Origin of the sequence: Phytoactinopolyspora alkaliphila (genome assembly GCF_010550695.1) — a bacterium.
Lineage (GTDB): Bacteria > Actinomycetota > Actinomycetes > Jiangellales > Jiangellaceae > Phytoactinopolyspora > Phytoactinopolyspora alkaliphila.
In genome coordinates, this window is the sequence record NZ_JAAGOB010000006.1 from 22,651 (window position 1) to 37,211 (window position 14,561).

The following is a 14,561-nucleotide window of genomic DNA, read 5'->3' on the forward strand; positions in this document are numbered from 1 at the left end:
GGGTGAGACACGGCCCGCCCGTCGTCATCGGATCATGCGGAAGATGCCCTGACGTGTCGCCGGCTACCTGCTGCCGCCGTGGGCTCGTCGAGCAGCCCCAGTGCCCGCGCGATGGTGACGGCCTCGTGCCTGTCGGCGGCGTGCAGCTTGCGATAGGCGGCACGAGTCACCGTCTTCATCGTGTTGGTGGAGACGTACATGCTCTTGGCGGCGGCAGCGAGCGTGGTCTCACCGGCCAGCGCCACCATGACCTCGTGCTCCCGGTCCGTCAGTGTGGGCGGGCCGTCCCGGCCGGCACGGTCGAGCGCACGGAGTTCCAGGCCCAATGACGACATTCCACGGTGGCTCGTTGCCGCGAGCTTGCCGGTCAAGACGGCCGCGCGCAGGTGCGGGAGGGCGAGGATCGGGCGCCGCGCTCCCGTTCGCTCCAGCAGTGCCAGCAGCCGCCGGAACGACGGCTGCGGGTCGTGACCGAGAAGCAATGCGCATTCAGTTTGCACGGCCAGCCACTCGGTGCGTGCCGCCAAGGTCAGGGACGCGGCGTCCAGGCCGGACGAGGCGAGTTCCCGCGCCGCGGCAACCGGATCGCCGGATGCCATAAGGCCCTGTGCCTTCGCGATCATCGCGAGTGAAGTGAGCTGCGCCGGTGCGTCCGCCGCATCGAAACCTCCCAGCTCGTCCAGAGCTGCCTTCGGGTCCCCGTGAACCACGTGCGCTCGCGCACGGGCGATGGAGACCAGCAGGCGGTGTAGCGGAAGTCTGTGCGTGGCGTGCTCCGGCCCGGACAGCAGCAGCGCCTGTTCGGCGGCTGCCGGGTCCCCGGAGAGCAGCCCGAGGGTGGACCATGCATAGGCGTGCCAGGCTGTGGGCGGCTCCGCGTCGCGATCGAGCATCCCACGAGCCGCGTCCAGCAGATCCGGAGCGTTCCAGATGCGCCCATGCTCCAGCTCGAGCAGGCCGAGGACCAGGTTCGCGTGCTCGATGAGCAACTCGTCGGCGTGCTGCCGTGCATAACCAGAGGCGGACTCGATCGCACGCCGGGCGGAGGCCAGATCTCCCCGCAGGAGCGATGTGTAGGCGAGCGACCGCTCGCTGATCGCCATGTACCAGTCCGCGCGATTGTTCCGCGCCAGCGTCTTGGCCGACCGGAAGGCGGTCTCGGCCTGCTCTACGTTCCCTTCAGCCAGCCGTGAGACCCCGGTCTGGTAGGTGAAGTACACGATCCGGTTGACGTGTTCGTGACGCTGTCCGTCGGTGGCCGACTCGAGATACGCCTGCCCCGCGCGTTCGACGGCATTCGCCTCATCGACGTCTCCCCGGGCACGAGCGAGCATCATGCTCAGCGAGTGGAAGGACAGCAACGGCCCGTTCAGTGCCGTCCGTTCGATGACGGCGTCCGCTTGCGCCAGCCGCAGTGCGAACGTGTCCAGGTCGGGCGGGGCGCGCAGTGCGGAGATCGCTGAGATCAGCAGGAGGCTGGGGTCGTTCGCCAGCGCTTTGTCGCTCAGCGATCGGATAGCCGGACCGGCGCTCAGGAAATCGCCCTGCGGCGATATCTGGTCAGCCCACGTGTCCCGCAGCACGCCCGCGACGACTTTGTCGAGCGACGCCTCGACCAGATACGGCAATGCATCCGTGGTGCGCCCCGCGGCGACGAGCGTCTGGACCGCTGTGGTGACCAACCGGGCCCGCCGCCCGGGACTCCTGACCTCCAGGTCGGCGAGAAGGTGCTGTCGGATTGGTTCCGGGATGCGCCACTGACCGGCCGTCGGGGCATGTACGAGTAGGCCCGACGCCGCCCAGCGGTCGATCAGCCGGCGCGGGTTCAGATCGGATCCGGGTTGGCCGGGAAGTTGCGAGGTCAGCAGGGTGGCTAGCATCGCGGCGTCGATCTGGGGCACTGCGGCGGCGTCGGTGAACGCCGCGAGCTCGTCCGCCGGCACGGAGGCGACCAGCTCGTCGGCGACGAACCGGGCGATCAGCTCCCGCACGGGCCGGGCGATGACCGGCGTGTCCGGCTGATGCATCCGCAGGGCCGCTGCCACCATGGCCGGCCAGCCGTCGGTGGCCTGATGGAGGGCAGCGACCTCGTCCGGGGTGAGGGTTGCCTTGTACCGCGCCGCGAGCGCCGCGACGTCGTCCTCTGTAAAGAGCAGGTCCTCGATGCCGATCACGGATACAGTGCCGTCCAGGAGCATTCCCGGAGTCACCGCCGCGAGCGGCGCGCTGCTGGCCACCACCGCGCGCGTGCCGTGAATTCGGTTGTGTTCGATCAAGGCCATCAGTGCGGGGTTGTGGGCGCTGGCGTCGTCGAGCACGATCATCCGCGCTGGAGGTGATCCCGCGGCGATGTTCCGGAGGTGCGTGGCCAGCTCGTCGTCGGAGCCGATCCTGGTGTGCCCGGTGGGACCGGCCTGCCGGGCAATCTCGTCGAGAAGACTCGACTTGCCGAGTCCGGCCGGGCCTTGGCACACGATCAATGCGGCTGTCCGATCGCCGATGACGGAGTGCACGAGCTTGTTCCTGCTCAGTGTCGGGTTCGGCCCCCGCCCGTTCGAAGGCGTACGCCGCGTTGCGTGATTCGACATGTTGCCCACCTCTCACCTCCGCGCGGTGGTCTCCCCTCCATCACGCTCGGCGGATCCATTCTGGCACGTCGCTCACCCGCCGTATCACCCCATGCCTCACCCCTGCCTCGGCGTAAGAGATGTCTCCGGTCCGTGTCCTGGTGGGTGACGGTCGAACCGCGGCAGCCCCGCGGTTCGACGTGTCCGGGTGTGACCACATGGCGAGGGGAGTGCAATGCGGGAGGTGGCGTGGGGTGAGCTGCCCGGGCGACACAGCGAGCTGGCCGACGTGTGGGGCACGGTGGCGAGGTTGTCAGCCGGTACAGGCAGGGCGGTAGTCGTATCCGGTCCTCCGGGTATCGGCAAGAGCGCACTGCTTCGTGCCGTGGCCGCGAGAGCCGGGTCCGGGGATGGGACGGACCTCGGCGACCTCGCGGTGGCGCACGTAGTCGGGTCGGAATCCGAGCGGGACTGGCCGTACTCCGGACTTCACCTGGTGCTCTCGGCGCTCGCCGGCACACTCGGGCGGTTCTGTGAGATCGACGTGGCCGCCCGTGTGCAGCGCTTTCTCGGTGGCGTGCGGGAGGAGGTGTCACCCTACGAGGTGGCCACCCGGTTGCAGCCGCTGATCGAGAGCGTAAGTGTTCCCGTCCTGATGCTGGTGGACGACGCCCATCTGCTCGATCCGTTCTCGCAGGAGGTCCTGGGCTTCGTCTCCCGCCGTCTGACCTCGGTGCCGGTCGCGGTCGTCTTGGCCAGCGACGATGCGGGCTGTCCCGCCCCGTTCCTGGCACTCGCCACGGTGCGGCTCGATGAACTGCCGGCGACGGCAGCGGCACAGCTCGTCCAAGACGCGAGCCAAGGCTCCGCACCGCTGCGCATCGCTCGGGAGATCGTCGCACGCGCCGGCGGGAACCCCGGTGTGCTGCTCGACGCAATGAGCCGGTTGTCCGCAGCGCAGCTGGCGGGCCGCTCTGAGCTGGGCCGCTACCTCCCCCGATCGCCCGTGATGCAGACGCTCGTGCTGCCGGAGCTGGAGGCTCTCGGCGATCAGCGGCGACTGGCTCTCCTTACCGCATCCGTGAGCGACGACGGGCGGATGGCGCCCCTTCTGCATGCGCTCCGCCGGTACGGCGAGGAGACCGTGACCTGGCTGCTCGACGAGCGAATCGTCCAGTCCGACGGCTTGTTCGCGCTGCGTACGTCGGCTGTGGCCTCCGTCGTGTGGCACAGTGCGTCCCATGCCGAGCGCCGCGCCGCGCATGCAGCGTTCGCGGATGCCTACGCCGGCAAGGATGCCGACCGGCAGTTGTGGCATCTTGCTCGGGCCTCCTACGAGGAGGACGGCGAACTCGCGCGTGAGCTGTACCGCGTCTCCCGGCAGGCGTTGTCCGCGGGGGAGCTCGAGCGTGCGAGACGCTACGCCAAGGAGTCGGCCCGGTTGACCGCAGACCTGAGGGAGCGTGTCGACCGGTTGGTGGCAGCTGGCCAGCTGGCGCTACTGAGTGGTCACGTCGATGACGCGGTACAGCTGTCGCGCGAGCGGTTCCGGCTCGACACGAGCGCCGAGCAGCGTGCTGACCTGGCCATGCTCGAAGCCAGGGCGCGCAACGTCCTCGACGGTGACGTGGCAGCCGGGCTGATCAGCCGGCACGTCGAAGAGGTCGTGAACGCCTACCCGAACCGCGCGGCCAGGCTCAATCTGGTCGCCGCGATGGGGTTCATTGCACGCATGGAGACGGCTGAGGCAGCGCGCTTCCTGGCACTCTCCGACCGGGGCGCCGAGCTCACCGACGACGCCACCCTGGCCGCCCGCACACGCATGGCGGCCTGGCTGGCGTCGATCCAAGGGGACCATACGAGTACCGCCGTCCCGCTGGACAGCTGGCCGGAGTGTGACGACGTCCTGCTGGAGATCGACGGGCACGTCTGTCATGCGATGGCGCTCGTCCATGGCGAACGCTACGACGAGGCGCGCCGCCTGGTCCGGACCGCCATGCTGGACGGCCGGCTCGGTGAGTCCCCCATGGTGCGTAGCGTGGCGTGGGCGATCACGGCTGTGCTCGAATCGCGGACCGGGCGGCTGACCGCGGCCAAGGCTGCTGCGCTCGCGTGGGAGGAGACCGGAATCGGCGGGTTCTGGCGAGCCATCATCCCGGCACACATGATCCGGGTGTACGGCTTGCTCGGTGAGCAGCAGTCCGCTGCCGATTGCCGCGACCGGTCGGCGGAGCGTTCCCGGCGGCACAGCGACTGGTGGGCCACTGCCTTGGCGCAGTCGGAGACCGGTGCACTGCTGTTGCTCCAGGGCCAGTTCGACGCCGCCCTCTCGGTTCTGGAACATGCCCGGCGCTACGCGCTGGAGCACGCGGACCCCGCCCTGCTCGGGGTCGAGCCGCACTACGTCGAGGCGTGCGTGCGGGTCGGGCAGCAGGCTCACGCCGAGGCCGCGGTCGCGGAGTTCGAACAGCGCACGCTCAAGGTGCCGTCGGCCTGGGCGCGGCACACGGTGCTTCGGTGCCGCGCGATGGTCAGCGACGGCGACGACTCCGTCGCCCTCTTCGACGAGGCACTCCGGCAAGAGAACGACCGGGTGTCACCGGTGGAGCTGGCGAGGACAATGCTCTGCTTCGGTGAGCGGCTGCGCAGGCTGGGGCGGCGGATCGATGCGTCGGTATGGCTCAACCGTGCTGCGCTGCTGGCCGGGGAGTGCGGCGCGGCGGTCCTCGTCGCGCGTGCCGAGGAGGAGCTCCGCGCGTCCGGGCGCCGCACGGTTCTGGACGCGAGCGTCGGCGTGCTGACCGATGCCGAGCAGCGGATCGCCGCACTCGTCGCGGCGGGAAAGCGCAACCGGGAGATCGCCGCTGAGTTGTTCGTGTCAGTGCGGACCGTCGAGACCCACCTGAGCCGGATCTTCCGCAAGGTCGGTGTGCGCTCCCGCACGGAGCTGGCCAGCGTGTTCGCCACGAGCGACGAGCCGCCCACGGATGCCGGGTGAACGGCTCAGGCAGCTTGCCGCTGGACGGCTCCGATGGTGGCCTCTTGCTGGGCAACACCGGTGACGGCTTGCTGCTGAGCGACGTAGGCGGTGCGCAGCGCTCGCCGGGCCCGGGTGGCCAGGCTGGAGACAGCGTTCGGCGTCATCGACATGGACGGTGCCAGTTCCGCCGGAGAGTACTGGTCCACCTCGATGAGCCACAGGACACGCCTCCAGCGTGCGGGCAGGCTCGCCCACGCGGCGGTCACCAGGTCGTCGTCGTGGTGGGCGTTGGTCGTGGTCGCAGAACTCTCCCACGTCGCGAAGTCGTCGACGCTCACCGTGCGGGCCTGCAGCTCCGTGTACCGATACGCCAGTCGCCTGACCGTCGAGACGACGTATCCGCCGAACGAGTCGGTTGGGCCATGCCCGGACCGCAGCGCGCGCAGCGTCAAGTAGAAGCTCTCCTGCACGAGATCCTCCGCGACATGGATGTCACGCACGATCCGCTGCGCCGCACGCCGGGCCACCGGAGCCGCGCGGTAATAGAGCACGGCGAACGCCGACTCGTCGCCATTTCTCACCCGTTCGAGCAATTCCGAAGAATCGTCGATCTCCACCCCATTGATCACCGTTCCGAGGATGCCGGTGCGGGTGCCTGGAGCGCGTCGCGGATATCCACATTTCCGGTGGTCGTGAGGTACGTACGTGATCCGTAGGTAGCTGGTCTACGGGAAAGTGGCGAGCAATCCAAGGTCAGTTCATTCGCCGATGCCCGTGCTAGTAGGGGTGTCGGCAGCCTCTACCTCTACGGGTGGGGGCACGAAGCGTCGCGGTCGGCGATCGGGTCAGCGGAGGGGGAAGTGGTGTTCCAGGGAAAGCGCACGGTGCTCGTCGCCTATGGTTCACGTCCGGAGGCGATCAAGCTGGCGCCGGTGGTGGCCGAGATCCACCGGAGCGCGTGGCTGCATCCGGTGGTCGCGGTCTCGGGGCAGAGCCGGGACGCTCTGCGCCCGGTGCATCAGTTGTTCGGAATAGTCCCGGATGCGGATCTGGATCTCGAGTTGGGAGGTTCGCCCGCTCGGGTGGGCAGCCAAGCCCTTGAGGCGTATTCGACGTTTCTCGCCTCGGCTGACTTCGACGCCGTGGTGGTGCAGGGGGACACACCCACCGCCTTTGCGGCAGCGTTGGCCGGCTTCTACGCGAGGGTGCCGGTAGTTCACGTCGAAGCGGGCCTGCGCACCGGCTATTTCTACTCGCCGTTCCCGGAGGAGGTCCACCGGCGCCTGATCGCCCAGGTGGCGTCGCTGCACCTGGCGCCGACTGCGATGAGCAGGGAGAACCTCCTGGAAGAAGGCATCTATCCCGGTGACGTGTGCGTCACCGGGAACACGGTGATCGACTCACTTCTGCAGGCGACCGGTATGCGTAAGCCCACCGGCGATCCTGAGGTGGACGAGGCGATCACCTCGGGACGGCCCATATTGCTGGTCACGGCTGAACGACGGGGGTGGCGGACCACCGACGTCGCCGCTATCGGGCGGGCCGTGAGTGCGATCGCCCGGCTGAGGCCGGATCTCCTGGTCGTCGTCGTGGCTGAGGAGGAGACCGTCGCCGGTGAGATGCTGGAAGCCCACCGAGGCGCGCACGGGAGCATCCGGGTGCTCGAGCCACTGCCCTATGGGCCGTTTTCGCGGCTGCTCAGCCGGTCGGTGGCGGTGCTGACCGACTCCGGCGGCATCCAGGAGGAAGCGCCGACATTCGGCGTGCCGGTCTTCGTCACTCGCGAGGCGACAGAACGGCCGGAGGCCCTGGAAGCGGGCACGGCTCGGCTGGTCGGCACGCAGCTCGGAGCGATCGTCAATGCCGTCCTCCGGGTCCTCGACTCGTCGGGCTCCCGGGTCGCCGCGGAGACCGGCAATCCGTTCGGCGATGGCCGCGCGTCTCGTCGAGTGCGCGCCGCCATCGAGGAACTCCTCGGGGTGGGCCGCAGACTGCCCGAGTTCGGTGCGCCTGCGCGCCGCGTCGACTCAGCCAAGGCCTCGTAATGCCCGAAATGCGGGTTTTCCACATGATGTGTCCGTGACATCCACACGATCCGCGCGATGCCCCGATGTGAGCATGAACTCACCCGCGGTTTCCAGGACAGTGGTACGCGCTGGGGCCGCTGGCTGGCCGTGCCAGATGCTCACGGTGTGCTTCCCGTCGCCTGAGCTCAGGTGCGGTCTGAGGGGTGAGCCGGCGGCTCCAGCCGTTCTCGTTCGTCGCCCGCTCTGGTCCGCCACCCCGTCCCAGCTCGTCGCCCACTCACGGGTCATACGGCTGGCGGAAAGCCGAGATGCGCGAGCGCCTGGCGAAGAACGAGACCGTGGCCGCCGCGGGTCTCGTCCTGGAGCGCTTCGTCCGCGGCGTCGGCCGGCGAGAGCCAGGCGAGATCCAGGGCGTCGTGCTGGGGAGCGCAGTCTCCTGCCACCGGCACGATGAACGCCAACGCGACCGCGTGCTGGCGCGGATCGTGGTAGGCGGTGACGCCCGGTGTAGGAAAATACTCGGCAACCGTGAACGGAGTCGGAGACGCGGGAATCCTAGGCAGGCACATCGGCCCGAGGTCCTTCTCGAAATGCCGGATCAGCGCGTCCCGGATGCGTTCGTGGTGAAGCACACGCCCGGCGACGAGCTCGCGGTGGATCGTCCCGGCCGGCGTGGAACGGAGCAGCAACCCGACGGACGTCACGACACCCGCGTCGTCCACCCGGACCGGAACCGCGTTGATGTACAGGATCGGCAGCCGCCTGCGGGCGAGCGCGAGGTCGTCGGGATCCAGCCAGTTCTCGTGAGTGTCCACCGCGGTCTGGTTCATTCCCCCGTTCTACCCGACTCTCCCGCGCCTGCGCGTGCCGCACCACCCGATGTGTGCCGTGTCACCGTGCCGGACGGCTCGCTCAGGGTGTCCCAGGCCTCATCGAGCGGTATCGGGGAGGTAGCGAGGCTGGTGTTGTCCGGGAGGTCGATTTCGGGTCTGCGGAAGGTGCTCGGTCGGTGAATCAGGGATCGCACTGACGGCGGCTGCCGTGGCTCATCCGTGGACTATCCACTGCCTATTCGCGGAGGTTCAGCCGGCGCCAGACGACCGCTGCATTCGGATCGCCAGAGCTGGCTGGCTCGGTGGTGACCACTGTGAACCCTTCGCGCTCGTAGAACGTTGCCGCCTGCGTGTTACCGGCGAAGTGCTCGACAAGGACGTGGTCGGTCTCGGCGGGGAGCGCGGCTATGGCGCGACGGAGCAACTCGACGCCGAGCGAACGGCCCCGGAAGTCCGGCGCGAGATAGAGCTTCCAAATCACCTGCTCGCCGGCGAATTCGCTCGTTTCACACACACCCACGATGGTGTCGTCGGTCTCCGCCACATGAACCCTTCCCGCCATGACAGCGGATGACATACGTTCGGGCGTCCACCAGGTCACCTGTTCCCGTGCGGCGTCGGCGCCCAGAATCGGCGCATAGTGCGGTGGGACTACGGCTGTGCCGAAAGCGACGATCGCATCCACGTCGCCCGGTTCGGCTATACGCATCTGCACACCCATGGCGCCCCACCGTATGCGAACGACCCAGCGAGCAGGTATGACCTGTCTCGAGACATCGCTGACGCCTGAGACGTCGTGGACAGTTGGTTTCATGACGCGAAGCGTGAGCAGGCGCAGTTCCACGCCGCATCTATCGGCAAGCGGTGTCCTCGGCAAGCGGCGCCCTCGGCGCTGCCCTGTCGGCGGGCGGCCTCTCGCGCGGTCAGCCGCTGAACCGATCGCTATGCACGCGCCGAAGCGCTTGAGTGCCGGGTGCGTTGTGCGACGGTGATCGACCTTCAGGTCCTGTACACCGACTCGGCAGTGCGCTTGCCGAGATGCGCTGTGAGGCAGGTTAAAACAGCGGGGACCATCCGACCCGCACGACGTAGGTCAGAGCTATTTGACGACCTGACCCGCACCGCCGGGTCGACGAGGGCTTGGTGACCAGCAAATCGGCGGGGGAGCGCGCGTCGCTGGCGGAGTCATGGCGTTGCATTGCGGGATTTGCCCCTGATCGCTGCTCCCGGTATTGGCGTCTACAGGCACGCCCGTGTTCGTCGCTTCACTGGGTGATGGCGTTGCGTCGAGGGTGCTTGTGGGCTGTTCCTGATGGCGCGTGGTCTTGGCGGATCTCTTTCGGGTGGGGCGCTTGTGTCTAGGTTGGGGTTGCCGGAAAAAAGCACGAACATGCTGGGTGTAAGGGTTGAATCGAACACAGGTACCTATTATGATCATCAGTAGTTAACTGGTAGTTGTTCACACCCCACCACCCGAGGAGGTGCCGGCCGTGTTCGATCCCGAACCTGGTAGCGGTGAACACCTGCCAGAGGTGTCCCCCGGGGGTGGTCCAGACGCCGCGGACCCGGCGCACGCCCGAGGCCCGGACGCCGTGGGCGCTGGCCCGCTGCCAGCCGAGACTGGTGCCGATACCGGTGCCGGTGCCGGTGGGGGGTTTGTGCGGGTGCCGGAGGGGTTGGCGGTGATGCGGCCGGGGCCGGAGTTGGCTGCGGTGCTGGCGGAGTTGCCGGTGGCTCGGGTGCGTGGTGGTGATGTGGTCGCGGTGATGCGGGCGGCGTATCGCCAGGCCGGGTATGAGCGGGCGGTGTTTCTGGCGGCGGTGTTGGAGTCCGGGCTGCGGCGGGTGGGTTCTAAGGATGCGGTGTCGCGGGTGCAGTGTCCGGGGGAGTTCGCTGCCGAGGAGGCGCGGGCGGCGTTGGTGTGGTCGCGGCGGCGGGCGGATACCTCGTTCGGGTTGGCCTGGGATGTGCATCGGCGGTTGCCGATGCTGGGTGAGGCGATGTATGCCGGTGATCTTGATGAGGACCGGGCGCGGGCGTTCACGCAGTGGACCAGTGGGCTCACCGACGCTCAGGCGGGGCAGATCATTGCGGTGTTGTTGCCGCAGGCGGCGGGGTTGCTGGTGGGTGAGCTGATCGATCGGATCAAGCGGATGGCGATCGCGATCGATCCGGACTGGGCGGAGCGGCGCTACCGCACCGCGGTGAAGGGTCGCCGGGTGCAGGGTTCACGTAACGACGACGGCACAGCGAATCTCGCGGGGCTGGATTTGCCGGTGGATCGGGTCGCGGCGGCGTGTGACCGGGTGGACGCGCTGGCCCGGGCGTGTAAACGGGCCGGGGACCGGCGCCGTATCGATCACGTCCGGGTGGACGTGTACCTGGGGATGCTCGACGCCACTTTCGAGGGCATGAGCGACGAGCAGATCATCGCGCACGTGCTCGCTCACCCCTTCACCGACCCCACCGAAGCACCCACTACCAGTAGCCACAACGATCACCCCGGCGACGACAACCCAGGTGGCCATGGCGGCCCCGGCCAGCACGACGGTCCCGGCGGAGGGCCAAGTGACCACGGCGGTCTTGGCGACGGCGGCGGCTCCAGCGACGACCCAAGCGATGGCGGCCCCGGCGGCCCGGGCGACGGTAACCGCCCCGGTAGCCCTGAAGGTGACGGCAGCGCCCCCGGTGACAGCGGCAGTGACCGCCCGGGTGGCGCTCCTGCGGGCAGCCACGGCCCGAACGACGACGATGACCCAGGCGAGCACGGAGAGCACGACGGCCCGAGCGACGGCGACAGCTCAGGCGAGCACGACGGTCCCGGCGGCAGCGGTAGTGATGACGGCTCCGGCAACAACAGCCCAAGCGAGCATGATCGTCTCGGTGACGGCGATGGCCCAGGTAGCGGTGGCGGCCCCGGCGACGGTGGCCGCGAGTCAGCGGGTGTCCACAGTCAGGGAAACGATGGTGCACGCGAGCGTGGCCACGATGGCGCTGATGGTTGTGCCGTGGGTTGGTCGGTGCGGGAGTTGCGGGTGGAGTTGTTGACGTTGCTGGGGTTGAACGAGCATCCGGCTGAGATCGCGGGGTGGGATTTCGTGCCGGCGTCGCTGGCTCGCCGGCTTGTGCCCGCGATGGTGGCGGGGGAATGGCGGTGGGTGGTGTGCGGCGCTGACGGGCGGATGCTGGACTGCGGGATCACCGACCGGCGCCCCACACCCACCCTCACGTCCACGTCCATGGCTTCGTGGAGTGATGTCTCGCACGTGGACCGGGAGCCAGGCTCGGGCCAGCGCCGCGGCCGGGAGCAGGAACGGGGCAGGGAGCGGCAGCAGGGCGGCGGGCCACAGGGTCAGCGCCGCGATCGGCACCGGGACTGGCGGCGGGAGCGGCGGCGGGCGGGCATCGTGGAGCTGCAGGTGAAGATCGCCGACCTGGATCGGCTTGTCCACCGTCTCGGCAGTCACGGCCGCTGGGACGCGGTGATCGCCGACATCGCCCACCAGCACGGCCTCACCGTCCCCGGCACCAATGTGTCCGCGCCCGGCACGAGTGGGTCCGGCACCGGCGTGCCTGGCACCCCTGCCTCCACGCCCGGCACCAGCGTGCCCGGCACCAGTGGGTCCGGGACCGGGGTGTCCGGGATGGGTGGGGTGGGTGAGGATGCCGAGCGGCGTAGCGCCGGGGCGAGGTTGCGGCGGGCGATCCAGATCCGGGACCGGCGCTGCACCCATCCGGCCTGCCGGGCGCGGGCGATCCACACCGATCAGGACCACGCGATCGATCACGCTGATGGCGGGCTCACCACGGCGGCGAACCTGAGCTGCTGCTGCCGCCACGATCACCGCCTGAAACACGACGGCGGCTGGCTGGTCGACAAACCCCACCCCGAGATCACTGTGTGGACCAGCCCGCTCGGGCACACCTACGTCAACACCACCACCCCGGTCATTCCGCCACTACCGCAACCACAACCCCTAGCCGATGTCCTCGACACCACCGTGATCACGAGCCACACACACCCCGGCCAGGCCGGCCACGGACACACCCCACCCGGGCAGGCCGGCCACGGACACACCCCACCCGGGCAGGCCGGCCACGGACACACCCCACCCGGGCAGGCCGGACACGGACACACCCCACCCGGGCAGGCCGGACACGGACACACCCCACCCGGGCAGGCAGGACCCGGGCAGGCCGGCCGCGCGGACACGGCGCAGCGGCAGACAGAGCAGGAACAGTCAGGCCCAGGGCCAGGAAAGCGGGGACCCGAGCTCGACACAGCCGAGGCCTACGCCCGCGAAGGCGAGAAATGGCACCCGCACACGACACCCCTGCCCGTCTCGCGTGTCAAACAGTCCGCAAGAGTGCTGGCCTGCGGCTGCCACACCCACTGCCGATGCCACCCCATCCTGCCCCCGGCCCCCGCCCACAGACCTGCGCAACGTGCCGGCACCCAAACCACCACCAGCAGAAGCAAAGCAGAACGCTACGCCCACCCCACCACCTCGGACTACGACCCAAACACGGAACCCGTGCCCTACTAATGGTGTCCAAACGGGACGTTTCGGATCCACCGGCGTTCCTCGTCGAGCCCGAGTGGTTAGGATCAAGCTCGGTTGCCGATTCGCCGGGCCGGTGCACACGCCAGACCCCTCAATCGAGAGGGACGACCGCGGTGGAACGTGCGGTGACAGTGAACGACCCCAAGCCAGCCGTGACGTCTCCGGCCGCCAGTAGTGGCACAGACGCGGAGAACTCGACCGTCACGCGACCGCTTCCGGGCTCAACCGAGACTCTGACCACCTGGAACCCGTCGAACTGGCCAGCCAGCCCGTTCCGGCCGACATACTCGGAGACGGCTTGCCGTGCTGCCGCCTCGGACAGGGGCAGGGTCGAAACTCGGGACCCGCCGTACAGATCTGCGTGCGAGACCTGCTGCGCCGCGACGGTCACGGCACCGTCTGTCCAGGAGACGAGGGAGCGCCGCTGCATGAAGACGTTCGAGGCGTTGGCCACCACGGCGACGGCAAGCGCCACGATCACGGCGAATCCGATGACCAGCAGCGTGATCTGTCCCGACTCCCGATCCGGCCGGCGTCGACGTTGAACAGCGCTCATCCCAGCTCCCGGTAGTGGTCGACGACGGCGACGTGCGTGGCGTGTACGGGGATCCGGGCGTTGGCGGTGCCGACCAGAACGTCCGGAACGAGCGGCAGATCGACGTTCCCACTCACCGTGATGGTGATCTCGGCCCCGGCTTGGTAGCAGGGATAGGCGGAACACGACAAGGTGATAGCGACCGAGCCGGGGTCGACCCCTTGATCCATCAGTGCAACGCCCGCGGCCGCGCGTGCCGCCGACTCGTCGCCGGTGGCGACGTACATACGGCCGGCCTCCCGGGCCGCCTGCGTGACGCCGTAGGCGGAACGCTGGACGTCGAGCACCGTCAGGAGCACGTACACCATCGGCACAAGCAGCAGGAGGCCGAGGAAATGGAACTCAACGATGGCGCTGCCGCGCTCGTGGCGCCGGCTCACAGTCCAGGTTCCGCGACCGCGTGCCCAGATACGGTCAACCCCCGCGCCGGACCCAGGAGGCCGACGACCGGCAGGGTGGTGGTCACCGTGACCTCGACCGTGGCCGCACCGCCGATATTCACCATCCGCGTGCTGACGTCACCGGCGAACCGCAGGGAGAGCGCCTCTGCGATCAGGGACCTGGTGCGCGCCCTGCCGTCGTCCAGGCTGCGGTTGGCATTGGCGGCATGCCGGGCACCCTCGGCTGCGCTGGCGACCAGAGTGTTGCGCACGTGGATGACGAAGCCGATCTGTAGCACCGCCAGGAACAGTGTGACCAGGAGCACCGAGACCAAGGTGAACTCGACGACGGCCACGCCGCGTTCGGGCGAGCGTGGCCGGACGCACTCGGCCGTGCGGACACGGCGGAGGGTCACGGACTGACCAGGTTCAACGCGCCCTGAAGCATCTGCTGGAGCAGGTCTTGGGCCAGGGGCCACAGAATCGCCACCAAACCGGCAGTCATGATCGTCACCATGACCCAGCCGGGTACGTCGCCGCGCTCGCGGCGCAGCCAGGCGGAGGCTCGGCGACGAATGTCTGTCTTGACCATGGAGAATATCCCTTCGTGAAGG

At 68.8% G+C, this 14,561-nt stretch carries 11 protein-coding genes; 3 read left to right on the plus strand and 8 right to left on the minus strand.

The annotated features are described in order from the left end of the window. Positions 1–32: 32 nt before the first annotated feature. Positions 33–2,588: a LuxR C-terminal-related transcriptional regulator gene (locus G1H11_RS12170; RefSeq protein WP_163818858.1), complete on the minus strand. Its 2,556-nt coding sequence runs from the start codon at positions 2,586–2,588 to the stop codon at positions 33–35. A 214-nt stretch (positions 2,589–2,802) separates the two neighbouring features. On the opposite strand from G1H11_RS12170, the gene G1H11_RS12175 reads away from it, so the two are divergent. Further along, on the plus strand, positions 2,803–5,565 hold the full coding sequence (locus G1H11_RS12175; RefSeq protein WP_163818859.1) for a helix-turn-helix transcriptional regulator: 2,763 nt from the start codon (positions 2,803–2,805) through the stop codon (positions 5,563–5,565). A 5-nt stretch (positions 5,566–5,570) separates the two neighbouring features. Here G1H11_RS12175 and G1H11_RS12180 read toward each other — a convergent pair whose 3' ends face one another. Continuing rightward, positions 5,571–6,176, minus strand: coding sequence for a sigma-70 family RNA polymerase sigma factor (locus G1H11_RS12180; protein WP_163818860.1), 606 nt, complete (start codon positions 6,174–6,176; stop codon positions 5,571–5,573). Between the two features lie 234 nt (positions 6,177–6,410). Between G1H11_RS12180 and wecB the strand changes: the two genes are divergently transcribed. Then, positions 6,411–7,592 carry a non-hydrolyzing UDP-N-acetylglucosamine 2-epimerase gene (gene wecB, locus G1H11_RS12185; RefSeq protein WP_163818861.1) on the plus strand — a complete coding sequence of 394 codons (1,182 nt, stop codon included), beginning with the start codon at positions 6,411–6,413 and terminating at the stop codon, positions 7,590–7,592. 266 nt (positions 7,593–7,858) lie between these two features. Here the strand turns inward: wecB and G1H11_RS12190 are convergent, their stop codons facing one another. Together G1H11_RS12190 and G1H11_RS12195 are read right to left on the minus strand one after the other, a co-directional pair. Then, positions 7,859–8,404, minus strand: a complete 546-nt coding sequence (locus tag G1H11_RS12190) for an NUDIX hydrolase family protein (RefSeq protein WP_163818862.1) — start codon at positions 8,402–8,404, stop codon at positions 7,859–7,861. A gap of 238 nt (positions 8,405–8,642) precedes the next feature. Next, positions 8,643–9,128, minus strand: coding sequence for a GNAT family N-acetyltransferase (locus G1H11_RS12195; protein ID WP_163818863.1), 486 nt, complete (start codon positions 9,126–9,128; stop codon positions 8,643–8,645). Positions 9,129–9,897: 769 nt separating this feature from the next. On the opposite strand from G1H11_RS12195, the gene G1H11_RS12200 reads away from it, so the two are divergent. Next, positions 9,898–12,954 carry a DUF222 domain-containing protein gene (locus G1H11_RS12200; protein ID WP_163818864.1) on the plus strand — a complete coding sequence of 1,019 codons (3,057 nt, stop codon included), beginning with the start codon at positions 9,898–9,900 and terminating at the stop codon, positions 12,952–12,954. Positions 12,955–13,063: 109 nt separating this feature from the next. On the opposite strand, the gene G1H11_RS12205 is transcribed toward G1H11_RS12200, so the two are convergent. Genes G1H11_RS12205 through G1H11_RS12220 form a run of 4 tightly spaced genes read right to left on the minus strand, consistent with a single transcriptional unit; the run spans position 13,064 to position 14,539 of the window. Beyond that, positions 13,064–13,528 carry a pilus assembly protein TadG-related protein gene (locus tag G1H11_RS12205; protein WP_163818865.1) on the minus strand — a complete coding sequence of 155 codons (465 nt, stop codon included), beginning with the start codon at positions 13,526–13,528 and terminating at the stop codon, positions 13,064–13,066. Beyond that, positions 13,525–13,947, minus strand: coding sequence for a pilus assembly protein (locus G1H11_RS12210; RefSeq protein WP_163818866.1), 423 nt, complete (start codon positions 13,945–13,947; stop codon positions 13,525–13,527). Before G1H11_RS12210 ends, G1H11_RS12205 begins: the two co-directional genes overlap by 4 nt. Next, positions 13,944–14,363 (minus strand): TadE/TadG family type IV pilus assembly protein, encoded by a 420-nt coding sequence (locus G1H11_RS12215; protein WP_163818867.1) that lies wholly within the window; start codon positions 14,361–14,363, stop codon positions 13,944–13,946. The genes G1H11_RS12210 and G1H11_RS12215 overlap by 4 nt, the downstream gene beginning before the upstream one ends. Next, the gene (locus G1H11_RS12220) at positions 14,360–14,539 is read right to left on the minus strand and encodes a hypothetical protein (protein ID WP_163818868.1); all 180 of its coding nucleotides are present in this window, start codon (positions 14,537–14,539) and stop codon (positions 14,360–14,362) included. Before G1H11_RS12220 ends, G1H11_RS12215 begins: the two co-directional genes overlap by 4 nt. Positions 14,540–14,561: the final 22 nt, after the last annotated feature.